This is a genomic window from Pseudomonas sp. Irchel 3E20 (assembly GCF_900187645.1).
Classification (GTDB): domain Bacteria; phylum Pseudomonadota; class Gammaproteobacteria; order Pseudomonadales; family Pseudomonadaceae; genus Aquipseudomonas.
Map to the genome: position 1 here is coordinate 68,313 of NZ_FYEE01000008.1, position 22,571 is coordinate 90,883.

13 protein-coding genes are annotated in these 22,571 nt (G+C 65.0%); 4 read left to right on the forward strand and 9 right to left on the reverse strand.

The window, feature by feature from the left end:
• Positions 1–203: 203 nt before the first annotated feature.
• From CKW13_RS15860 to CKW13_RS15880, 5 genes are all read right to left on the reverse strand, one after another.
• Entirely contained in the window at positions 204–1,001 is a 798-nt protein-coding gene (locus CKW13_RS15860) for a hypothetical protein (RefSeq protein ID WP_141233982.1), read from the reverse strand.
• A complete protein-coding gene (locus CKW13_RS15865) occupies positions 998–10,618 on the reverse strand; it encodes a hemagglutinin repeat-containing protein (protein WP_095109568.1) in 9,621 nt (3,206 codons plus the stop codon). The genes CKW13_RS15860 and CKW13_RS15865 overlap by 4 nt, the downstream gene beginning before the upstream one ends.
• A 22-nt stretch (positions 10,619–10,640) precedes the next feature.
• Positions 10,641–12,341, reverse strand: coding sequence for a ShlB/FhaC/HecB family hemolysin secretion/activation protein (locus CKW13_RS15870; protein WP_095109569.1), 1,701 nt, complete (start codon positions 12,339–12,341; stop codon positions 10,641–10,643).
• A gap of 317 nt (positions 12,342–12,658) precedes the next feature.
• Positions 12,659–12,949: a PsiF family protein gene (locus CKW13_RS15875; protein WP_095109570.1), complete on the reverse strand. Its 291-nt coding sequence runs from the start codon at positions 12,947–12,949 to the stop codon at positions 12,659–12,661.
• A gap of 71 nt (positions 12,950–13,020) precedes the next feature.
• Positions 13,021–13,800, reverse strand: a complete 780-nt coding sequence (locus CKW13_RS15880) for a helix-turn-helix domain-containing protein (RefSeq protein ID WP_095109571.1) — start codon at positions 13,798–13,800, stop codon at positions 13,021–13,023.
• A 96-nt stretch (positions 13,801–13,896) separates the two neighbouring features.
• Here CKW13_RS15880 and CKW13_RS15885 point away from each other — a divergent pair, with 96 nt between their 5' ends.
• Complete coding sequence (locus CKW13_RS15885; protein ID WP_095109700.1) at positions 13,897–14,784, forward strand: DMT family transporter; 888 nt, start codon at positions 13,897–13,899, stop codon at positions 14,782–14,784.
• Here CKW13_RS15885 and CKW13_RS15890 read toward each other — a convergent pair.
• Positions 14,781–15,671: a triacylglycerol lipase gene (locus tag CKW13_RS15890; protein WP_095109572.1), complete on the reverse strand. Its 891-nt coding sequence runs from the start codon at positions 15,669–15,671 to the stop codon at positions 14,781–14,783. The two genes, CKW13_RS15885 and CKW13_RS15890, sit on opposite strands and share 4 nt — an antisense overlap.
• A 220-nt stretch (positions 15,672–15,891) precedes the next feature.
• Between CKW13_RS15890 and CKW13_RS15895 the strand changes: the two genes are divergently transcribed.
• Positions 15,892–16,425, forward strand: a complete 534-nt coding sequence (locus CKW13_RS15895) for a bacterioferritin (protein ID WP_095109573.1) — start codon at positions 15,892–15,894, stop codon at positions 16,423–16,425.
• A 242-nt stretch (positions 16,426–16,667) separates the two neighbouring features.
• On the opposite strand, the gene CKW13_RS15900 is transcribed toward CKW13_RS15895, so the two are convergent.
• From CKW13_RS15900 to CKW13_RS15910, 3 genes are all read right to left on the reverse strand, one after another.
• Positions 16,668–18,737 (reverse strand): AsmA family protein, encoded by a 2,070-nt coding sequence (locus tag CKW13_RS15900; RefSeq protein WP_095109574.1) that lies wholly within the window; start codon positions 18,735–18,737, stop codon positions 16,668–16,670.
• A gap of 365 nt (positions 18,738–19,102) precedes the next feature.
• Positions 19,103–19,714: a PolC-type DNA polymerase III gene (locus CKW13_RS15905; protein WP_095109575.1), complete on the reverse strand. Its 612-nt coding sequence runs from the start codon at positions 19,712–19,714 to the stop codon at positions 19,103–19,105.
• 130 nt (positions 19,715–19,844) lie between these two features.
• Positions 19,845–20,324: an NYN domain-containing protein gene (locus CKW13_RS15910; protein ID WP_095109576.1), complete on the reverse strand. Its 480-nt coding sequence runs from the start codon at positions 20,322–20,324 to the stop codon at positions 19,845–19,847.
• A 235-nt stretch (positions 20,325–20,559) separates the two neighbouring features.
• On the opposite strand from CKW13_RS15910, the gene CKW13_RS15915 reads away from it, so the two are divergent.
• Complete coding sequence (locus CKW13_RS15915) at positions 20,560–21,234, forward strand: YciC family protein (RefSeq protein WP_095109577.1); 675 nt, start codon at positions 20,560–20,562, stop codon at positions 21,232–21,234.
• A 73-nt stretch (positions 21,235–21,307) separates the two neighbouring features.
• Complete coding sequence (locus CKW13_RS15920) at positions 21,308–22,384, forward strand: endonuclease/exonuclease/phosphatase family protein (protein ID WP_095109578.1); 1,077 nt, start codon at positions 21,308–21,310, stop codon at positions 22,382–22,384.
• The last annotated feature ends 187 nt before the right edge of the window (positions 22,385–22,571 follow it).

Sequence of the window (22,571 nt, forward strand, 5' to 3'; positions counted from 1 at the left end):
CGGCGAATTCGGATTCGTTCTATTAAAAGCATCGCAACGCAGGGATTCCGGCTCGCGGGCCGCCAGACCCATTTCGCAATGAAATTGATCTGGATCAATTAACGTGGAAAGAGTAGTCCCATTTGCGCCCGCCACTGGCGTGGTCTTTTGTCGCGTGACAGGTTGTCTCAGTGCCGGGCCGGCGCTGGAGTGAGGCGCCCCACTCAATACCCGCAGTACTGCAAACGCATGCGGGCCAGGCGTTTGTCGGGAAAGTCGTCGCCCCAGGGCAGGCCTTGGTCGTAGCGGCTTTTGGCTTGGGCGCAAGCCACGCGCAGTTTGGCGTTGGCCTGGGCCAGGGCCGGGGGGGCGAGGCGGTTGAGGGTGAGGCTGTGGAACCAGGGTTGGAGCATGTCCCGGTCCAGGTTCAACCCCGGTTTACCTTCGGCCACGCGCTGGCCGGCGCGCACGAGGAAGGGTTGTTTGAGGCCGCTTTGGTTTTCCCAGCACCAGTAGCGCAGTTCTTCCTCGCGAACGCCGCCGGGGCTGTGCCACTGGTCGAAGAACCGCAGGCAGTGCAGCCCTTCTACCGTGCGCCACTCGATGGCCTCGGGCCGGGCCTTGCTGGGGGTCAGGTCCATGGCCGCCAACTTGGCCTGCAAGAACGCCTCGGGCGGGTACAGCGCCGCCGGTTCCTGGCCGTCCATCAGGCTTTCCACCACCAAAAACAGCGAGGCCGCGAGCACGTCCGCGCTGCCCTCGGAAAAACTGGCCGCCGTGCTCACCGACAGCACATCCCGGCGCTTGTCGTAGTTGAAGCCGCTTTTGAGCGTGCCGCAGGCCGTGTGGCGCAAGGGCCCGGGCAATTCGTAGGCCAGGCGCGGGCTGAGGGTAACCCGTTGCTCGCCCACCTCACAGAGCATGCGGCTCAGGTGGCGGTCGTTCTCGCGCACCAGCGGCGGTTGCCCGCAGCCCCACAGGGCCACGGGCAGCAACGTCAGCGCCCAAAGGCGTTGCCTCAAAGGGCGGCGCCGGAGTTGCCGTTGCGGTCGATAAAGGTCGGCACGATGTAGGTTTTCTTGGTGGTGCCGTCCTTGTTGGTGGTGGTGCTGTTCTTGAAGTCCTGCTGCAACTGGCTGGCGCCGTTCTGGCACATCGAGCGCACCTGGCACAGGTAGTTGGAGTGCGGGCTGTCCTTGCCCAGCAGGCTGGAGGTGGTGACCAATGCGCCGAGGAAGCGGCTGATCGGGTCGTTGGAGTTGAGGGCGTTACCACCCAGCAGGTCGGACACGGTGTCGGTCATCGGCAGCATGCCGAAGAACACCTTGGAATCCGGCCGGTTGACCTGGAACACCGCGTTGTTGTCGTTGATGTTGAAGCCCGCTTGCTCGGCCGCGTCGTAGAAGCTGTTGGCGTACACCGGCGCGCCGGAGAGCTGGATGGCCCCGGCGCTGTTGCCGAAGTCCAGGCCACTGATGCCACGGTAGGTCAGCAGCGCTCCCTGGCTGTGGCCCACCAGGTCGAGCTTGAAGCCCTGGTCGATACCGGCCTGGTAGAACTCGTGCAATTGCTGGGCGTTGCCCGAGCGCTTGACGCCGCCCAGGGTCACGTCCCATGCCGACTCCAGCAGGTCGCCGAGCATGCCGTGTTCCGGGTTGTAGGCCTGGGTGAACTGGTCGTGGCCGGTCTGCATGCCGCCGTTGACCAGCGCCGCCTCAAAGGCGTTCTGGATGCCGTTGGTGGCGATAGGCCCCGAGCCTTCGGGGCGCAGGATCATGTCGTAGGTGGTCTTGTTCATGTCCAGCATCGGCTTGCCGTCGGCGTCGACCTTGACCTGGCCCTTGTCGTCCATTTGGTAGAACAACTGGGTGCGGTAGAAGCTCATGTCGCCGCTGAGCAACACCGGCAACTGGGTCACCACGCCGCCATGGCTGACCACACCGGGCATCAGCCCGAGGGTGGCGTAGGAGGTTTTGTCCATGGCCCCTTGCATCACGCCGGGGATCCACGCCAAGGGTGCGATAGCCGGGTTTTCTTCCAGGGCTTGCTCGGCAGCCTTGGTCAGGTCGCCGTAGTGTTTGAACAGGTCCGAGCTGTTCTTGCCGTAGTCCTGCAGGCCCTGCTTCCACTTGCCCAGGGTGGCCTTGGGGTTGGCCACGGCCTGCAGGGACGATTCGCTGACGTACAGTTCGGTGCGTTTTTCCTTGTCGCGGGTGATTTCGTAGGCCTTGGTCACGTCGCGGTTCAGGCCCACGGTGGAGTCCTGGCCGGTCTTGGCGTCGTTGCGCACGATGAGGTTGCCGGCGCCGACGGTGGCGCGCACATCTTGCTCGCGGTCTTTGCGGTAGTTGTAGCCGCTGACGCTCCAGCCGTTGAAGCCTTCCTTCGGCGCACCGCTGAGGGTCTTGTCGTTGGTGAAGGCCACTTGCTTGCCGGTGGTCGCCTGGGCGCCACCCTCGCCGCCGCCCGCGCCCCAGCCAAAGGCGCCGCCGACATTGACGTAGTAGCTGTGCTCTTTGTCGCTGCCGTTGATGTCGCGCACGCCCAGGGTGTTGGTGTCGAGCTTGAGCTTGCCGTTGTCGGCCGCGATCAGCGCGCCGTCGAGTTGGGTGTGGTTTTCGGTGCGGATGTCCACGCCGTTCTTGCCGGTGATGCTGGTTTGCTGCTCGACCCAGTTGGTCTTGCCGGTGGTCTTGCCCGCGCCCACCGAACCGCTGACCCCGCCGCCACCGGCCAGGCCGATGCTGACGGTGACGCTGACGTCCAGTTGCTTGCCGCTGACTTTGCCGGTGTCGGGCACCGAGGACACCAGCAGGTCGCCGCCGACCCGGCCGAGCACTTCGTTGCCGCGCAGGTTGGCGCCAGCAATGGTGGTGTCCTTGCCGCTGGTAAAGCGCAACTGGTCACCGGCGTAGAGGTAGGCGGTCTGCTGTTTCTCGGTTTCGCGTTCCAGTTTGCCCTTGCCCATGTCGACGCTGGCGTAGACGGCGACGAAATCCTTGCCGCCCAGGGCCAGGCCCACTTCACCACCGCCGCTGCGGCGGGTCGATTCGCTGCTCGAATCGTTCTGCGCGGCGCGGATGGTCAGGTCTTTGCCGGCGCGCAGGTCGATGTCGCGCCCGGCGATGACTTGGGTGCCGACCAGGGTCAGGTCGTCCAGCGCTTCAAGGTTGGTGTCGCGCCCCGAGAGCAGCACGGTGGGGTTGGAGGTGCCTTGGCTGCTTTCTTCGCTGGCCACGCCGTTGCTGCCGCCGATACCCGCGCGGGCACTGCCGCCGCCGCTTTGGCCGTTGATGCCGCCCTGGCTGCGGGTGGTCTGGCTTTCTTCGTTGACGGTGCCACGGGCCACGTCGAGGGTGACGTTTTTGCCCACCAGGGTGATGTCGCGCCCGGCCTCGAACTGGCTGCCGCGCACGCTCAGGTCGTTGCCGGCGACGGCGTTGATGTCACGCCCGGCGCCCAATGTCGACGGCACGTTGTCGCGGATTTCCTGGCGCGAGCGGGTGCCCTGGCTGGCCGAGCCAAAGTGCGTGGCGCTGGTGGGGCCGGAGGTGAACTGGTTGATGGCGTCCACGGTGCTCAGCACGCTGGAGGCCTTGCTGACGTTGTCCTCGCCTTTGCCGGTGCCTTTGATGGCGTCCATGGTGTTGCCGTAGTTGTGGCTGACGTTGACGGTCAGGCCATTGCGGTCGCGGGTTTTGCTGCGTTCCTGGATGAAGGTTTCGTCGGCCGAATCCACATGGATATCGCGGGCGGCGTGCAGGTTGATATCGCGCCCGGCATCCACGTTGGCACCTTCCAGGGTGACGTCGCGGCCGCCGCGCACATTGACGTCCTGGCCGGCCAGCAGTTGGCTCGGCGCGACCGTTTGTTGGGCGTCGCGGGATTTCTCTTTGAGCGCTTCACGCCCGGCAAACGCGGTGAAGCCGTTGCGGTCGCTTTCCAGGGACAGCCCGGTCTGTTTCTTGGAACTCCAGTGGCTCTGGTCCTGGCTGTTGCTGCCGGCCAGCACGTTGACGTCGCGCCCGCCATTGACCTGCAAGTCGCGCCCGGCCTGGGCCGTGCTGCCGATCATGTTCACATCGCGGGCACTTTGCAGGGTGGTGTCGCGCCCCCCGCTGACCTGGCTGCCAACGCTTTGGCTTTGCAGGTTTTCCTGGCCGGATTTCTTCGCCGAGGCGATGGAGATGAAGTTGCCGGAGGTGCTGAAACCCACTTTGCTTTTGTATTTTTCGCTGTGGCTAGTGGACTCGTTGGCCGCGTCCATCAGGTTGATGTCGCCGTTCTTGTCGATCATCCCGGCGCGCAGTTCGGCGTCACGCTTGGCGCTCACACGGCTGGCAGACAGGTTGACGTTACCGCCGGCCACCAGCACCGCATCGTTGCCAGCGCTCAGCTCGCTACCCACCTGGGTAACGCTGCTGGCGCTTGAGCTGTTGCCGCTTTTGCTCAGGCCGAAACTGCCCTTTTTCTTCATGCTGTAGCTGCTGTCGGCCTGTTCTTGCGCCGACACCAGGCTGACGTCGCGCACGCCGCCCACCAGCAAGTCATTGCCAGCCTTGAGCTGGCTGCCGGCGACGGTGACATCGCGCCCGCCGTTGAGGCTGATGCGCCCTTCCTTGTCTTGCGTGACGTTGACCGTCAGGTCATGCCCGGCCTCGATCTGCGAAGCGACGTTGGTGGTGGACGAGTCGGCGCTCTGGGTGGTTTTGCTCTTGCCCCAGGAGCCTTTTTTCTTCTGGTAGAAGGTCGAGCTTTGTTCGTCCTGGCCCGAGACGATGGCGATGTCGTTGCCGGCGTTGAGGGCCATGTCGTGGCCCGCCTTCACCTGGCTGGCGACGATGGCCATGTCGCGCCCGGCGTTGACCGCCAGGTCGCCCCCGGTGGTGACGCTGGAACCGAGGGTTTTCACCGTGTCGTTGGTAATCAGGCCACGGCGGATGGCGCTCTGGGTGAAGGTGTGGTCTTGCACCGCCAACAGCTCCACGTCGCGCCCGGCATTGAGGCTGGCGTTGCCGTCGCTGTGCAGTTGGGCGCTATTGCTCAGGTCGCGCCCGGCGCTGACGTTGAGTTGCTCGCGGGCGCTGATAAGGCCGCCCTGGTCCAAGTTAGTGCGCGAGCCGGAACCGTACAGCACTTGCATGGCCGCACGTTCGTTGACCACATCGCCCTTGACCGTGGCGACGTCAACGCGGTTGCCGCGCACTTCACCGCCCAAGGCGTTGCGGATGCTGTCCTGGGCCAGCAGGCTGACGCGCTCGCCGGCCTGGGCCAAACCGCCCTGGTAGAGGTTGCGCCCCGCTTGCGCGGTGAGGTCGTTGCTGGCACGCAGGGTGCCGACGTTGGTCAGGTCGTTGCCGGCCATCAGGTTGATGTCGCGGGCCTGGATCAGGCTGCCACCGCGCAGGTTGCGCGATTCGGCCTGGGCCAGGTAGAGCACCGGCACCAACACGTTCTGGCCCTGCACCTGGCGGTTTTCCATCCACACGATGTCGTGGGTCAGCGCCGCGACCTGCTGGGCACTCAGGGCCACGCCCAGGCTCAGTTGCAGTGGGTCCTTGGAGGCGATGGCGTTGTCCATCAGGTATTGGTACTGCTCCAAATCGCTGGTCAGGCCGGCCGCGAGGAAGCGTTGCCCGGTTTGTGCCAGCACCGCTTCGCGGATCAGGCGGGTTTCGTAGAGGCCATCGCCGAGGCGGCGCCAGGCGCGGTCGTCGTTGTAGCCCATCAAGCCGAACAGGTAGTCGGAGCTGATGAACTTGGACAGGTTGGTCAGGCTCGGGTTGGTTTCGATCAGGTAGCGGCTGGCCGGGTCCTGGTTGCGTACGAAGAGGCCGTATTCGCCTTGGGGCAGGCGATAGTTGGCCAGGGCGGTGGGGTCTACAGCGACAAAGGGTACGCCGGCAAAGTCCACGGGCACGAAGCTGACCACGGTGCTGCCGTCGGCATTGACCCGCTCGACGCGGCGTACATCCGCCGCCACTTGGTTGGCGCCGCCGCTGCCCAGGGCATTGACGGTGAGGGTCTGGCCGCCCACCAGGCCGACGGTGTCGGTCAGGGCCTGGCCGGTGAGTTGGGCGAAGGCCTGGGTGCTGAGGGTGCCGTTTTCCAGGTTGCCGCTCACATCCAGGTTAAGCACGCGGCCCGATTGCAGGGTGGAGGTGTAGGCGGTTTGCGTACCCGGGTGCACCACGCTGCTCTGGCCGATCTGCGGGTACTGGGTTACGGCAACCGGCAGCGCTTCCTGCTGGTCGGGGGCGCTGGCGGCGTTGCGGCTGTTCCACAGGTGGGTCTGGGATTCGGCCCAGCGGAAGTCGCCCTGTTTCACGCCATGAAGGAAGTAGGTGGTGCTTTCCACACGCTGGTCGAGGGTGGCGCCACGGTTGTAGAAATTCGCCGCTTTGACGAAGGCATCGCGGTTGGCGGCCAGCAGGCTTTGTTTGTTTTCCACGGTACCGGCGGTGATGAACAGGTCACGCCCGGCGATCAGGCGCGCGCCCGCCGAGTCCTTGATGACTTTGCCCTGGTAGGTGCTGTTGACGATGAAAGTCGCGGTGTGGTGCTTGCCGGAGCAGTCGGTGCAGTTGATGTCGATGCGCCGGCTGACCAGGGATTCGCCCATCTCGAACACGTCTTTGCGGTTTTCCAGGCTGGCGACGTTGAGGGTCATGTCGCCTTCGCTTTCGATGTTCGCCGAACGGTTGCTCAGGCTTTGCGCCTGGCCGCCGTCGAGGCCGGCGAAGCTCAGGTTGCCCTTGCTGTAGATGTCGCCGTAGAAGTTGCTCAGGCTGGCGCCGCGCAGGTTCATGTCGGCGCCGCTGTAGATCAGGGTGTCGGCGCCGGTGCTGATGCCGTTGCCGGCGAAGATGTCCAGTTGGCCCATGGCGCCGAGGGTGCCGCGGTTGTTGACCTGGGTGGCGTGCACCAGCAGGTTCTGCCCGGCGACCAGACGCCCGAGGTTGTCCAGGCTGCCGCGCAGGTTGAGGGTGGTGGCGCCGGTGCTGGCGATGCGCCCGCCGTTCTGCACCAGGTTGCCCGCCGCGATGCTCACGGCTTTGGCCGCCGAAATCAGGCCGCTGTTGTTCAGGTCGCCGCCCAGGGCCAGGTTCAGGTCGCCGTCGCTGAGCACTTCGCCGCCGTTGTTCAGGGTGGTGGCGCCCAGGGTCAGGTTGCTGGCGCTGGCGATGCGATCGCCGGCCAGCAGGTTGAGGTTGCCGCCCACGGCCACGTCCAGCGCGCCGTTGACTTGCAGTTGCCCGGCGCCGTCGATGGCGCCGATGTCGAAATCACCGCTGCCCAGGCCCGTGAGGCGGCCCCCGGTGCCGGCGAGGCTGGCCAGTTCGGCCTTGAGCAGGCCGCTGCCGGCGTGCTCGACACTGCCGGCGACGTTGTTCATGGCCCCGGCCTTGAGGGTCAGGCCCTGGCTGATAACGCCGATGGAGCCGCCCTGGTTGTTCAGGGTATCGGTGAGCAGGATCTGGCTCAGGTCGCCGCCCAAAGCGCGCATGCGCCCGCCGCTGTTGTCCAGGCGGGTGCCGGTGAGCAGCAGGTTGCCGGCCGATTCGATCAAGCCGTTCTGGTTGTAGGTGGTGAGGGCGTTGAGGTTCAGGCTGTTGGCGCTGACTTCGCCGCCGGCGCGGTTGTCCAGCAGTTGCCCGCTGACGCTGAGCAGGCCTTTGGCGTAAAGGCGCCCGGCCTGGTTGGTGAGCGTATCGACCACCAGTTTCAAGGCCCCGGCCTGGGCGTTGAGCAACCCGGCCTTGCCCGCGAGGGCACTGTTGTCCAGCGAGGCGGCGAGCACCTCGACGCTGTCGCCCTGCACCGCGCCGCCCCGGTTGTCGAGGCTGCCCTGGCTGAGCACCAACGCGGCCGCGCCGCCCTGCGCCAGCACCAGGCCTTCGCGGTTATCCACAGCGCTGGCGGTGAGGTTCAAGCCATCGATGCCCGAGAGCAGTTGGCCTTTGCGGTTATCCACAACCGTGCCCTGCACTTGCAGGCGTTTGCCGGCGAGGGTGCCGCCCTGGTTGTCCAGCGAGGTGACTTGGCTGACGCGCAAGGCGTGGTCGCCGGCGTCGATGAGGCCCAGGGCGTTGTTGAGCACCCCGGCCACCGCCAGTTCAATCGCGCCGCCCGTGGCGATCAGCGAGCCTTGGGCGCTGTTGTCCAGGCTGGCGACGTTCAGGCCCAGGCTGTTGCCCAGCAGCACGCCGCCATGGTTGTCGATGGCGCCGTTGTTGACTTGCAAATGGCCGTCGCTTTGCACCCGGCCCAGGTTGTTGAGTAACTGCCCGGTGTTGACCAGGGCGCCGCCCGCGCCGGCCAGCAGTTGGCCGTTGGCGCTGTTGTCGATGCGCCCGGCGCCGAGGCTCAGTTGATCGCCCACCACGCGCCCGCCGCGGTTATCCAGCAGGCCGCCGTGGGTCAGCAGCAGTTGCTTGCCCACCACCACGCCTTGCTGGTTGTTCAGGCCGGCGCTGCGCAGGTCCACGTCGCCGGCCTTGGCTTGCAGGTGGCCGCTGGCGTTGTTCAGGTCGTTTTGCACCACCAGCGTCAGGGTGCCGGTTTCGGCACTGAGCACACCCTCGGCGTTCTGGCTGAGGCTGTCGAGGTGGGCGGTGAGGGTGCCGGCGTTGATGTTGCCTTGCAGGTTGTTCAGGTCGCGCGCGGTGAGGCTGGCGCTGGTGGTGCCTTGCAGCACGCCTTGGCGGTTGTCCAGGTCTTGGGCCTTGAGCACCAATTGCTCGGCGCCGATCTTGCCGCCCTGGTTGTTCAGCGCGCCTTGGCTGGTGACGGTCAGTTGTCGGCCAACCAGGGTGCCGCCATTGTTGGCGATGCTGGCCGCGTCCAGGGTCAGGTTTTCACTGGCCTGGATGCGCCCGGCCTGGTTGTTCAGGTCGTGGGCGAGGGTCAGCGTCAGGCTGCCTTTCTCCGCGCTGAGCAGGCCGTTCTGGAGGTTGTCCAGGCGTTGCGCGGTGAGTTTCAACTGGTCGGCCACCACTTTGCCGCCGACGTTAAGCAGCTCCCCGGTGTTGGCGTCCACCAGGCTCTGGGCTTGCAGCACGCCGCCATTGTTGTTGAGTTGGCCGCTGACCTTGAGGCTGTTCTGGCCGACGCTGGAGGCGATCAAACCGCCCTGGTTGTCGAGGCGCTGGGCGGTGATGTGCAGTTGGTCGGCAATCACCGAGCCGCGTTGGTTGTTCAGTTGCTTGGCGTTGAGCTCCAGGTCCGCCCCGGCCAGTTCCAGGCGCCCACCGCTGTTGTCCAGGCTGTCGAGGTTGAGGGTGGTGGCCTGGCCGTCGGCGAAGCGGATCAAGCCGCCCAGGTTGACGATGGCCGGGGTCAGCAGGAGCAGGGTCGAGGTGCCGAGCACCCGGGCGTCCGCGCCCTGGTTGACCAGGCGTGCCGTGGTCAGGCCCACGTTGACGCCCTGGACGATGCCGTTCTGGTTGTCCAGCAGCTCGCTGGCCTGCACTTGCAGGGTGCGGTTGGCGATCAGTTGGCCGCTGTTGGCCACGTGCTTGGCGTCGAGGGTGACGTCGCCCAGCAGGTTGCGGCTGTTGTCCGCATTCACGCCGGCTTCGACGATGCCTTTGTTGGTGACTTGGCCGGTGCTGGCCACGCTGATCTTGTCGCGGGCGGCGAGGCTTTTGTTCACCGTCACATCACCGCGGCTGGTGATGCGCACTTCGCTGCCGGCGTAGACCTTGCCCTGCATGTCCAGCCCTTGGGCGTTGACGGCAATGGCCTGGTTGGCGCTGGCGCCGGCCATGCTGACCTTGCCGCTGGCGTCGATCTGGATGTCGCCGGTGCTGGCGGCCATGTCCCCGGCCAGGCGCACGCCCACGCCTTTTTCCGTGCCCACCAGGCGAATCGCCCCGGCGTACATGCCGCCCAGGGCGGAGCTGTCGATGGCCAGTTCCGGCTTGGCGCTGGCGTCGTCGGCGCGGGCGCTGGTGCTCAGGTCGTCGGCCTTGACGTCGTTGCGCCCGGTGACCACGTTGAGGTTCTTGGCGTAGATATTGGCGTTGAGCTTGGCGCTGCGGGTAATCAGGTCGAACTGGTCGAGGTCGCTGGCGTCCAGGCCGGCGCCTTCGATGCTGATGTCGCCGCCGTCCACTTCAAAGCGGTCCAGGCGTTGCCCTTCGATCACCGGTTTACCGGTGGTCAGGGTGGCGCGCGGGGTGTTGATAAAGCCGCAACCGCTGCACGTGATGCCGTGGGGGTTGGCGACAATGACGCGGGCCGCCTGCCCGGCCACTTCGGTGTAGCCGCCCAATTGGCTGCGCCCGCCGCCGGTGACTTCGTTGAGGATGACTTTGGCGGCCTGGCCCTTGAGGTTGCCGTTGCCCAGGATGATTCCGCCCAGTTGGGTGTTCTGCAACTTGCCGGTGGCGTTGTTGAGGATCACGCCGTTGGCGCCGACGTTGTAGTCGGTGAACTTGTTGTGGGACAAGCCGCTGCCGTTGGCGCCGTTGATGTTGATGACCGGCACGCCGTTGCCCGCCTGGCCAATGCTGGTATTGCCGCCCGCTGCCGCGTCCACGGTGAGGCCGGCGGCCACGACCACTAACGGGTTGAGGAACACAACCGAGGCCAGGGTCAGGGCAATGCATTGAGACAGCGGGTTGCGGACTTCCATGTGCGGGTCTTCCTTTCAGGTGTCAGAAAAACAGGTCGACCCGGAAATACACCGGACGCTCACGTTTTTCGATAATGCCGGGCCGTTCCAGCGAGCGGGCGAAGCTCACGGAAGTGGCCAGGTACTTGCCCCGGGCGTTGAACTCCAGGGCGTTGCCGCTCATGCGGCCATGTACTTCGCGCGCCTCGGGGGACAGGTTGCGCCCCTCGATCACACCAACGTCGTAGGCAAACGCCACGCCGTATTCGTTGACCAGCGGCAGCAGCGGCTGCCAGGTCACGGCCCGGCGCCAGCGCAACTGGTTGCGCCAGTAGCCGCCGCTGTCGCCCGACAGGGTCTGGTCCTGGAAGCCGCGCACCGAGCTGACCCCGCCCAGGCTGATGCGCTGGGCACTGAACAGTTCATCTTCACTGCGCTGGCCGGTGGCCAGGCTGTCGAAGCTGAAGTTCTCGCCCCATAGCTGGAACGGCTGCAAGTAGCTCAGGGTCAGGCTGTATTTGTTGTAGCGCGACTGTGGTTCGTGGTGGCTGCTGTCGCGCTGGGCGTCCAGCGCACCGATGCCCTGCTGCCAACCGGCATCGAGGTTGACGAACGCGGTACCGATACGCCGGCCGTGGTTGAAGCTGAGCTGGGTTTCGGTGATGCGCGTGCTGGAGATGCCGATCAAGTCATCTTCAAAGTAATTGCGCGTGCGCAGGTTGCTCAGGCCCAAGGTCATGGCGGTTTTGCTGACGTCATCGCGGTGCAGCACCCGTTCGGCGCGCAGGGCGTGGTTCTTGCTGGTGCCGTCGAAGCCGAAATCCATGCCCTGCAGTTCGCTGCGGGTGCGGTAGTAGCTCTGGCTGTAGGCGTAATTGAAGGTCCACCAGCCGTAGGGAACGCTGTAGTAGAGGCTCTGGTTATCGGAATGGCGCCAGTGGTCGCTGACCGCGTCCTGCCCGGCGCGCAGGCTCAATTGGTCGGCCAGGCCCAGGGGGCTGTCCCAGTCCAGCCCCACGCCCATCTGCTGCTGGCCGGTGCTGCGGTCGCCGTCGTTGTGGCGCGTGGCCGAGGCATGCCAGGGCTTGCTGCGCTCACCCTTGAGGCCAATGCGGCTGCCACCGACCTGCTCGCCCGGGGCCAGCTCTAGCTGCGCCTGGCGCGAGGGCAAGCGGCTGAGCTGGTCCACCAGTTGTTCCAGTTCACGCAGGTTGAGCAGTTCGCCGGTCTTGCCGGGGAAGGTCATGGCCAACTCGCGGGGGCTGGCCAGGGCGGAACTGTCGAGGCCTTCGAGGCGCCCTTCGACTACCACTATTTTCAGCACACCACCGGCCAGGTCTTGCTGCGGCAGGTAGGCGCGGGTGGTGACAAAACCCCGTTCCAGGTAGTGGTGGGTCACGGCTTTGAGCAAGGCGTTGATCTGCCCCACCGACAGGCATTGGTCCTGGTAGGGCTTGAGCAGTTGCGCACGGGCGTTGGCGTCGAGGTGCTGGGCACCGTCCAGCTCGATGGCATTGATCTGGAAGCAGCGCTCGTCGTCGGTTTTTTCCGGCACGGGGGTGGGCAAAGTCTTGCCGGGCAACTGCTGGAGCTCGTCGAGGCGCTTTTGTTGCTCTTGCAGCAATTGCTGCTGGCGGTCGCGAATCAGGTCGCGGTCACCGGGCGTCTGGAACGGAGCGGCCTGGGCCAGGGAGGTAAACACCGCACAACAAGCCAATACGTGCGTAATGCCAAAACGTGACATGCCTTCATTCCCTTGAATGGCTAACTGCGGCGAATGCCGGCGTGAGTATCGGGGCAATGCAAATGCAAATCGCCCGACTGAATCGGCGGGCATCTTAAGTGGTAAAGATTCCTACATTTACAAATGGTTGCAAAAAGGTGACGAACGGCAGTTGCCAATACGAGTGCCATCATGGCGTGCCATTACTGAGCGCCAGAGAGGGAGGAGGAAGTGGCCATACGGAGGGAAAACAGCGCCCCTGTGGGAGTGGGCTTGCCCGGCCCACTCCCACAGAAAACACAGGGTTCATGCAGGCCGGGGCAAGGCTGCCCTTAGGGTTATTTTTTCTTCAGGCACTCGCTCATGAAGGCTTTGCGCGCATCGCCCTTGAGGGCCTGGGTGGTGGCGGTGGCATTGCAGGTTTTCATCCGTTCCTGAGGTGTGGCGGCCGCGGCGGGGGCGGCTTTGAGGCAGGTGCTCATGAAGGCTTTGCGCTCGTCGCCCTTGAGGGTCTTGGCGCTGGCCTCGGCGTTGCACGTGGTCATTTTGTTTTGCTGCGCGGTGGCGGCAAACCCCTGGGAGCACAGCAGCAAACCCATCATCAACAAAGGGACATGCAGCATCTTCATGGCGTTTTCTCCTGGTCGCCGCAGCAAGGAGCGCGGCCTCCCTGGCAGTGTAGACAAACGCCGTTACACCTTCACCGGCTCTGCAACCGGTACTGCTGGGGCGTGCACCCGGCCTGGCGCTGGAACATCGCGATAAACGCCGAAGCGCTGCTGTAGCCCATGTCGAACGCCACTTCCTGGATGCTGCGGGCACTGTCCAGCGCCTCCAGGGCCGCCAGAAACCGTGCCCGCAAGCGCCACTCGCCAAAGCTCATGCCCAACTCGCGCACGCACTGGCGCGCCAGGGTGCGTTCGCTGACGTGCACCCCGGCGGCCCACTCGGCCAGCGGCCGGTTGTCCGCCGGGTCCGCGAGCAAGGCGCGCAGCACCTGGCTTAGCAGCGGGCCGCTGGCGTAGGGCAGGTAAGCGGTGTGCACCGGGGCTTGCTGCAATTGGTCCACCAGCACCTGGGCCAAACGCACGTCGGCGGGGCGTTCGGGGATTTGCACGTCGCGGGCGGCGAAGTCTTTGAGGATCGCCTTGAGGATGTCGCTGATGGCCAGGGTGCAGGCCTGCGCCGGCAGGTCCTGGCACAGCGCCGGGGCCAGGCATACGGCGCGGTAGGCAATGGGCTGGCTGCTGTGGAAGCTGTGTTCGGTGTGCGGCGGCACCCACAAGGCGTAGTGCGGCGGCGACATGAAGCGCTGGCCGCCGATCTGCATGTGCATCACGCCGTGGGCCGAATATTCCAGGGTGCCCCAGGGGTGGCGGTGCGCCAGGGCATGGCTGTGGGCAGCGAAGTCGGCGTAGCGAAAGTACACCGGCGACGGCAGGCCACGCAGGTGGAGTACATCAATGGGCTTTTTACGCATGCTGTCCGGTTCCAGGGGCGGGTTGTCCGGTTGCGAGTATAGGCGCGCAACCGGACAGGCGGATAATCGCCCCTCATCACGCTTATGGTTGACCCGATGCAATACGCTTTTCCGTTATTGGCAATTTTTATCTGGGCCGGGAACACGGTCATCAACAAACTCGCCGTGGGGGCGATTTTTCCCGCCGAGATCGGTTTCTACCGCTGGTTGCTCGCCGCCCTGCTGTTCACGCCGTTCATGCTCAAGCAGGTTTTCGCCCATTGGCCGACGATCCGCCCCAACTTGGCCAAAATCGCCGTACTGGGCGTGCTGGGCATGGCGGTGTACCAGAGCCTGGCGTACTTCGCCGCGGCCCTGACCACGGCCACCAACATGGGCATCATTTTGTCGCTGATGCCGCTGATGTCCCTGGCGATGGCCATTGCCAGCCTTGGCCAGCGCCTCACGGCCGGTGCCCTGGCGGGGGCGCTGTTGTCGTTCGCCGGGGTGTTGGTGGTGGTGTCGAGCGGCAGCGTCGATGTGCTGCTGCAACAGGGCATCAACCTGGGCGACGCGATGATGCTGGTGGCCACCCTGGCCTACGCGGTCTACAGCACCCTGCTGAAAAAATGGCAATTGCGCCTGCCGCCGCTGGTGCTGCTGTATTTGCAGGTTCTGGTGGCGGTGGTGGTGCTGTTCCCGCTGTATTGGGCCGGGGACAAAACCGGGCTCAACGCCGGCAATATCCCCCTGGTGCTGTACGCCTGCCTGCTGGCCTCGATGCTGGCGCCGCTGGCCTGGATGCAAGCGGTGATCCGCCTGGGCCCGAGCCGCACCACGCTGTTTTTCAACCTGCTGCCGCTGATTACCGCGCTGATTGCCGCCGGGGTGCTGCATGAGCAATTGGCGCTGTTCCACCTGGTGGGCGGTTTGCTGACCCTGGGCGGGGTGATCGTCTCCGAGCGCTGGACCACCGAGCTGCGGGTGCGCCGCGCCCTGGCCTAGAGGCCGGCCAGGTGCAGGCGTTGGGCATGCTCGACGAACAGGCGGATCGGCTCGGCGCCCTTGCCCACCAGACCCAGGGATTGGTTGACGATGTCGAAGTGATCCAACGGGTAGTCGTCGCCAATCACCGTGCCCAGGTGGGAGCTGTAGCGCCCGACCATGCCATCGCAATGCCCGGCCTCGCGCACGAAGGTCTTGGCAAATAGCCGGCAGGAGCGGTTGGTGCCGTCGAACAGGTTGCGCCCGCGGTCGGTTTTGCCCGGTTGCAGAGTGCCGGACCAGGAGTAATAGCGCACGCCGTTGACCTCCTCGGCGCCCTGCCCGCCCCAGGTGTCGGGCAGGCCTTGGGGGTACTGGCGGTTGAACAGCGCCACCCCTTCGCAGGTCAAGGATTGGTGCGAGGCGTGGACGTCCACCGGCAGTTTCGGCCCGCGGTAGCCGGTTTCCAGCAGGCTCATCAACGCACCAATGCCGCGCAGCAGCGCACTGAGCAAGCGCCCCTTGACGCTGTCGGCCGGGTAATGGCGTTGCAGGTAGTCCGCCAGCTCCGAGCCGTGGTTGGGGCCGGCCACCGAGGTCACCGAGGCCACCCAATCCGGGCGCTTGGCCGCCGCATAGCGGGCTGTGAGCGCGCCTTGGCTGTGGCCGATGAGGTTGACCTTGGCGGCGCCGGTTTGCTGCAAGATCCGCTCGACCTGCGCCAGCAACTGCTCGCCGCGCACCTCGCTGCTGTTGAGCGGCGACACCTGCACCGCAAACACCGTCGCCCCGCCCCGGCGCAGCGCGCCGAGGATGCCGTACCAGTAGGGGTACAGCAGCAAGCGGACAAACCCCAGCATCCCGGGGACCAGGACCAGCGGATAACGGGGAGCGAGTGGGCTGGGCATGGGCGGCCTCCTTGGGTTCACGCAAAGTGCCCATCCTAGACGCAAGGGCCGGGCCAAGGGCAAGCATCGCGGTAGTAGATGACAAATCCCACAGCAGGGCACGATCTTGGCCCATATCCGATAAAACTTTTCGCCCCGCCCATGACTCACAACCTAGGTAACCCCTTTTGCGATCACGGCCCTAGAACGTGGCGCACGGATTAGCCTCCAGGAGATTGAGATGAGCAATGTGCATCAGTTAACCGACGTCGCCACCCTGCGCCAGCGTGCGCGCCAGCATGTCGAAGAGGGTGCGGTGACGCACAGCTACACCGCCGACCGCGAAGAAGTGCTGCGCCTGCTCAACGAGGCCCTGGCCACGGAGCTGGTGTGTGTACTGCGCTACAAGCGCCACTACTTCATGGCCAGCGGCCTGAAGGCCAGCGTCGCCGCCGACGAGTTCCTCGAACACGCGACCCAGGAAGCCCAACACGCCGACACACTGGCCGAACGCATCGTGCAACTGGGGGGCGAGCCGGAGTTCAACCCGGACCTGCTGTCCAAGCACTCCCACGCCCAGTACGTGGCCGGCAACACCCTCAAGGAAATGGTCTACGAAGACCTGGTGGCCGAACGCATCGCCATCGACAGCTACCGGGAAATGATCCAGTTCATCGGCGACCAAGACTCCACCACCCGCCGCATCCTGGAAGACATCCTCGCCCAGGAAGAAGAACACGCCGACGACATGGCGGACATCCTCAAAGACCTCTGATGCCCCTCTCCCCGCGAGAGATCCTGAGCGTTGAGGGCAAACCCTCAACCCTCAATTGGGCGCAGTTCCCCTGTGGGAGCGGGCCTTGCCCGCGATGAGGCCGGGACAGGCGACGCACTTCTGGCACTTGGAGTGCTGTCATCGCGAGCAGGCTGCTCGCGATGACAGCACTGAGTGGCGGTGACGAAGGGTAACCGTAAGACAGTAGCTCCCACATTTGGCGCCAGCTCCCCTTGGCTTGATTAACCTTTCACCGTCTTCGGCGCCTTGCCCGCTTTCATCTGTTCCAGCAACGGCGCGCATTGGTTGGGTTCGCCGCCGCTGGGGGCGACCAGGGCCAGCAGGCCCGCGGCCGGGCCGGCGATCACGCCCAACGCCACCATCCCCGCGCCACGCAGCATCAACGGCACAGCCTTGACCCCCGCCGCAGGCTTGATGAACGGGCCACGCACGTACAGCGGCGAGCGCAGGGAAAACAGGCGCAGGCCCTTGGACTCCGGGCTGATGGTCAGGTCCAGTTGCTCGCTGGCCATGTTCGCTGTGCCGTCGATGTAGATAATCGCGTTCTCGGTGTCGAAGACGAACAGGCGCGTGGTCGCCAGGCCCGTCTTGATGCCGACATCCGCCGCCGCGCAATTGATCTTCACCTCCTTGTCGCCAAAGATTTTCCCCACCACGTAGTTGCCCACGTTAAGCCCGGCCAGTTCCATCAGTTCGCGGCTGATGGCGCCATCGTTGATGAGCATTTTCAGGTCGCCGTTGGCGCTGCCCAGCAGGGCCGCTACCGAGTTGCCGGTGCCGGCGATATCGGCGTCGCCGTTGAGTTCGCCGAAGCTGGTTTTCATCGGCTCGAAGGTGGGGAACAACTGTTTGAGTTTGAAATTGCGCGCCGTCAGCCTGGCCCGCCCTTGCAGCGGCGTGGCGCGGCCGTCGAGGCGGATCTGCGCGTCGAGCTTGCCGCCCGCCACGCCAAAGCGCAGGGGTTCGAGGCGCAGTTGCCCGGCGTCGAGGATCAGGTGGGTATAGAGGTCGGTAAAGGGCAACTCGGCGCTGTGGACGATGCGTTTGCCGGTGAACTCCACATCGGCGTCCATCACCGCCCAGCGCTCGGTGCGAAATTCTTCCACCGGCAGCACCTTGGTCGGCGGTTGCTTGCTCGCCGCCCCGCGGGCCTTTTGTTCGGCGTTGGAGTCGGCGCCGATCAGCGGCGCGAGGTCGTCCATCAACAGCTGGTTGGACACCAGCGCGCCGCTGAGCTTGGGCCGTGGCGTGCTGGCGACGTAGGCCAGGTCGCCATGGATATCGCTGTTGCCGATCTTGCCGTTGAAGCCCTGGTAGCGGAACACCGCACCGCCCGGCTCGCGCAGCTTGGCGCTGAGGTGGCCGTCGGTGGCGTAGGGCGGCGAATCCGGCAGGGTCACGCCGGTCAACGGGTAGAGGTTGGCCAGGCTGTTGCCGGCCAGTTTCAGGCGCAAATCCAGCGCCCCCAGGTTTAGCGGGTCGGTCAGGGTGCCGGCCAGCTCGATGCGGGTGTCAGCCACCTTGACCTGGGCCTGCAACGGGAACGGGCGCGCCGCGTCTTGCAGCGCCAGCAGGCCGCCGACCTTGCCCGCACCGCTCAAGGGCTGGTTGCGGTAGGTGCCCTTGACCTTCAAGGCGAAGGCGTAGTCCTGGGGTGTGGCGCCCTGGGCGCTGGCCTTTTTCGCGGTTTTGTCGCCGACGATCTCGCTGAAGGCGATGGGCTTGCCCAATGGGTCGATCAGCAGGTCGAGGCGGGTGTTCAGGCTCTGGTCGTTGAGGGTGACGTGGCCTTTGTCGAACCCGATGGCGCCGATGTCTACCACCCAGTTGGAGGGTTCGGCGTCGGGGGGTTTCGGGTCGAAGGTGAAGGTCCAGTTGGCGCGGCCATCGGCCAGGCGTTCGAGGGCGGCGTTGGGCTCGGTGAGGTCGATACGCGGGATGCTCACCCGTTGCGCCAGCAATGCCAGGGGTGAGAGACGCAACTCCACCCGTTTGAGGCTGACCATCTGTGCGTTTTTTGACCAATCCGGGTTGCCCAGGGTCAGGTCTTCGGCGATCACGTGGGGCCACGGCACCCAGGCGCGCCAGCCGCCTTCGTCGGGCTCGCGCTGCCACACCACCGCCAGGTTGCCGTTGATGGCGAACGCCCGGTGCAACTCTTCGGACACCTTGGCGTTGAGGGACGGCTTGATGCGGTTCCAGTCAAAAAACGCGATAACCAGCACCAGCACCGCCAGCAGCAGTAGCAGGGTGGAAAGGCTCCAGAGGACAAACTTGCGGGGGCGCGTCATTGCACACTTCTCCTGATGACAACGGAACGCCCGGAAGCTGGCGCCCATGAGGAACAGTAGGCGAAGAATCACCCGGGGATAAAAACTACGACTGGCAAACGGCCCGCAAGGTTTAACTGGACCTGCATTTAAAGCCGCGCCCCTGTGTGGGAGCGGGCCCGCCCGCGATGGGGCCGGTACACCCACATCGCTACTGCCTGGCCCACCGCCATCGCGGGCAAGGCCCGCTCCCACAGTTGAACTGTGGTGTGCCTCTGTGGGAGCGAGCCTGCTCGCAATGGCGGTACTGAGTGGCGGTGACGAAGGGTAGCGGTAAGGCCGTTGCTCCCACGCCTACAGAAAACAACAGGCTGGGTTCGAGGCCGTCAAAACCCGCGATAACGCTTGAGGTGCTCGTTGATTTTCGCCGCCGGCACTTTCTGCAAGCCGCAGAGCAAGTCGTGGGACAGCTCGCGCAAACCATGCTTGCGCCGCAGTTCTTCGGCCAGGTGGGCGGTGAGGTTGGCGGCCATTTCGGCGTCGGCCATGGCCCGGTGAGCCTGGCCGGTGTGGGGCAGTTGGGCGAAGGTGGTGAGGGTGCCGAGCTTGTGGTTGGGCGCCGCGGGCATCAGGCGCCGGGCCAGCAACAGGGAACAGGCGAAGTTCTGCAAGCGGGTGCGCTTGATGCGGCCCAGTTCGTAGTCCCAGAACTTCTGGTCGAACGCCGCGTTGTGGGCCAGCAGCGGCGTGGTGCCGACGAATTCGTTGACCTCGTTCATCACCTGCTCGGCCGACGGCGCGGTGCGCAGCATGGCGTTGCTGATGCCGGTCAGTTGCTCGATAAACCCGGGCACGCGCACACCGGCATTCATCAGGCTCTGGTAACGGTCGACGATGCGCCCCTGCTCAAGCATGACCACGGCGATTTCCGTGGCCCGGCAACCGGCGCCGGGGCTGATGCCAGTGGTTTCAAAGTCGATGACTGCGATGCGTTCCAAACCTGTGTTCACTCTCTGAATAAATGTTCAAACAATGGCGGATGCCCTTGTGGGTATGAGCCTGCTCGCGATGGCGATACTCCAGATGCACCGCCATCGCGAGCAGGCTCGCACACAGGTTTCGCCCACTTCAGTTTTTCAGCAACAACCCGCCCTCGATCGGCACATAACGGCTGGCGGCGCGGATCAGGGAGTTAGCGGTCAGGCCCGGCACGCCGTAGGCCACGGCCTCGACCTGGTGCTTACTGATGATGCGTTCGAGCAGCATGTCGAAATCACCGTCGCCGGAGGCCAGCACCACTTCATCGACATGATCCGCCGCGTCCATGATGTCGATGGTGATGCCCACGTCCCAATCGCCCTTGGCCGAGCCGTCGGCGCGCTGGATGTAGGGCTTGAGCTTCACGGTAAAGCCCAGGTTGCGCAGGATCTGCTGGAACTGCTGCTGTTTGCTGTCGCCCCGGTCGATGGCATAGGCGTAGGCCTCGACAATCTGCCCGCGCTGGCTGATGTCGGCCCATAGCGCCGCGTAGTTGAAGTGGCAGCCATAGGCCTGGCGCACGGTGTAGTAGAGGTTTTGCACATCGGCGAACACTGCGATTTTCTTCACCGTGGATCCTCATGGCGCAAGCAGGGCTGGGCACGCGGCCCGAAAAGTCGCCCAGTATGCCAGCCAGAAGGAAATTTCCGCGAATAATCAGCCGCCGGTGCCGCGGCACCTCGGACGAATGGCGCACCACACGTAGGAATAATCACCACCACCACACCCTGAACGTTCGGTTTGCTCAGGGCAGGCTCCCTTCGGTTAAAGTGGCGCCTTGTTCTGACCAGCGATACCGCCCCCTATGAATCCGTTGAACGTGCTCCGCGACTCTTTGTACTTCTTCAAGGGCAACCTGGCCCAGATCGCCCTGCTGTGCCTGCCACTGGTGGTGTTCGAAGCCTTGTTGCAGCAACTGGTGGACCGCGCCCAAGGGCCCGGCAGCTTTCCCGGCTACAGCGTGATCGTCGGGTTGCTGGTGTACCCGCTGTACACCGGCGCGCTGATTCTGTTTCTCGACGCCCGCAGCCGTGGCGAATCGCCCCGCACCCGCGATTTGCTGGCGATGTCGGTGACCCTGTGGCCGCGCTTCGCCCTGCTGACGGCGCTCAATACCCTGCTGATCCTGATTGGCCTGTCGCTGTATTTCCTGCCGGGCCTGTGGCTGATGGTGACCCTGGCTTTCGCCGAGTACCTGCTGGTGCTGCGCGGTATGCAACCGCTGGCGGCAATCAAGGAAAGTTTCCGTTTAAGCCGTGGCAATTTCCTGCGCATCCTGCTGTGCATTCTGTGTGTGATGGGGCCGTTGTGGTTGCTCAAGGGCGCCAGCGTGTCGGTGTACCCCGAGCCGCAGAACCCGGCGTTGGCGTTGTTGATCGACAGCGTGCACAGCTTCTTGCAGTTGTTCACCAGCGTGGTGCTGTTCCGCCTGTTCATGCTTATCAGCCAATCGCCGGAAAAAACCAGCCCCGGCGCCTGAGCGCCGGCCTTGGGCGCGGGCGCCGCTCTCGGGTATGCTCGGGCTCCGTCCCGCCACGCCATAAGCCGAGCCGATGATCCGTCTACTGCGTTACGCCGTGTTGGGCCTGCTGCTGATTGCCGGCCTGTTCTCGCTCATGGTCTACAGCCTGACCTGGCGCCCCGAACCCCGCGAAACCCTGGCCGTGGCGTGCAGCGCCGAGGCGCCGGTGCTGACCTCGGGGCAGGCGCTCAAGGTCATGACCTGGAACGTGCAGTACCTGGCCGGCAAACGCTATGTGTTCTGGAACGACCAGGCCCGGGGCGACGACGAGCAACCCACCGCCGAAGACATGGCCTTCAGCCTTGACGAAGTGGCGCGGGTGATCCGCGACGAGCAACCGGACGTAGTGCTGCTTCAGGAGCTGGACGACGGCGCCAAGGCCAGCGGCTATCAGCGCCAACTCAAGTTGCTGCAAGAACGGGTCGCCGACCTGTACCCGTGCAGCACCAGTGCCTTCGACTGGAAGGCTGAGTTCATCCCCTTGCCGCAGGTTTTCGGCAGCGTCGGCCGGCAACTGGCCACCCTGAGCCGCTACCGCATCGCCCACGCCGAGCGCCTGCAATTGCCGCAAGCGCCGGGCAATCTCATCAGCCGTCAGTTCCAGCCGAAAAATGCCTTGTTGGTCAGTTACCTGCCGCTGAGCGACGGCGGCCAACTGGCGGTGCTCAACACCCACCTGGAACGCGCCACTGACGAGCAGCAGACATTGCAGGCCCAGGTCGGCGCCATCGGCAAAGTGGTGGATAAGTTCGAGAGCCGCGGCACGCCATGGCTGATGGGCGGTGATTTCAACCTGCTACCACTGGGCCAGTACCAGCGCCTGAGCGCCGAACAGCGCACGCCCTACTCCGCCGACAGCGCCCTGCACCTGCTGTGGGACAAGTACCCGATGATCCCCGGCAACGCCCAGGCCAGCGGCATCGACCGCGCCCGTTGGCTGACCCACTACCCCAACGACCCCGGCCTCAACGGCCCGGACCGCACGGTGGACTACCTGTTCCACAGCCCCCGCCTCAAACGCATCGCCGCCCGGGTGCGGCAGGACGATACCTTGCGCATCTCCGATCACCTGCCGGTGATTGCGCGGTTTTTGTTGCCGGCGCTCTAGTCAAAAAAACTGTGCTCCCACCCTGTGGGAGCGGGCCGGGCGGCATTCCAGTCGCTACAAGTCCAGCGCCTGGGCCGGCCGCATCGCGGGCAAGGCCTGCCCCCACAGTTGAACTGTGGTGTGGGTGGGATTTTCATTTCTCTTCTGTGGGAGCGAGCCTGCTCGCGATGGCGGCACTGAGTGGCCG

Bases quoted from the DNA above. Each gene is read 5' to 3' on its own strand.
- CKW13_RS15865 (WP_095109568.1), bottom strand. From the start codon at position 10,618: ATGGAAGTCCGCAACCCGCTGTCTCAATGCATTGCCCTGACCCTGGCC.
- CKW13_RS15870 (WP_095109569.1), bottom strand. From the start codon at position 12,341: ATGTCACGTTTTGGCATTACGCACGTATTGGCTTGTTGTGCGGTGTTT.
- CKW13_RS15875 (WP_095109570.1), bottom strand. From the start codon at position 12,949: ATGAAGATGCTGCATGTCCCTTTGTTGATGATGGGTTTGCTGCTGTGC.
- CKW13_RS15880 (WP_095109571.1), bottom strand. From the start codon at position 13,800: ATGCGTAAAAAGCCCATTGATGTACTCCACCTGCGTGGCCTGCCGTCG.
- CKW13_RS15885 (WP_095109700.1), top strand. From the start codon at position 13,897: ATGCAATACGCTTTTCCGTTATTGGCAATTTTTATCTGGGCCGGGAAC.
- CKW13_RS15890 (WP_095109572.1), bottom strand. From the start codon at position 15,671: ATGCCCAGCCCACTCGCTCCCCGTTATCCGCTGGTCCTGGTCCCCGGG.
- CKW13_RS15895 (WP_095109573.1), top strand. From the start codon at position 15,892: ATGAGCAATGTGCATCAGTTAACCGACGTCGCCACCCTGCGCCAGCGT.
- CKW13_RS15900 (WP_095109574.1), bottom strand. From the start codon at position 18,737: ATGACGCGCCCCCGCAAGTTTGTCCTCTGGAGCCTTTCCACCCTGCTA.
- CKW13_RS15915 (WP_095109577.1), top strand. From the start codon at position 20,560: ATGAATCCGTTGAACGTGCTCCGCGACTCTTTGTACTTCTTCAAGGGC.
- CKW13_RS15920 (WP_095109578.1), top strand. From the start codon at position 21,308: ATGATCCGTCTACTGCGTTACGCCGTGTTGGGCCTGCTGCTGATTGCC.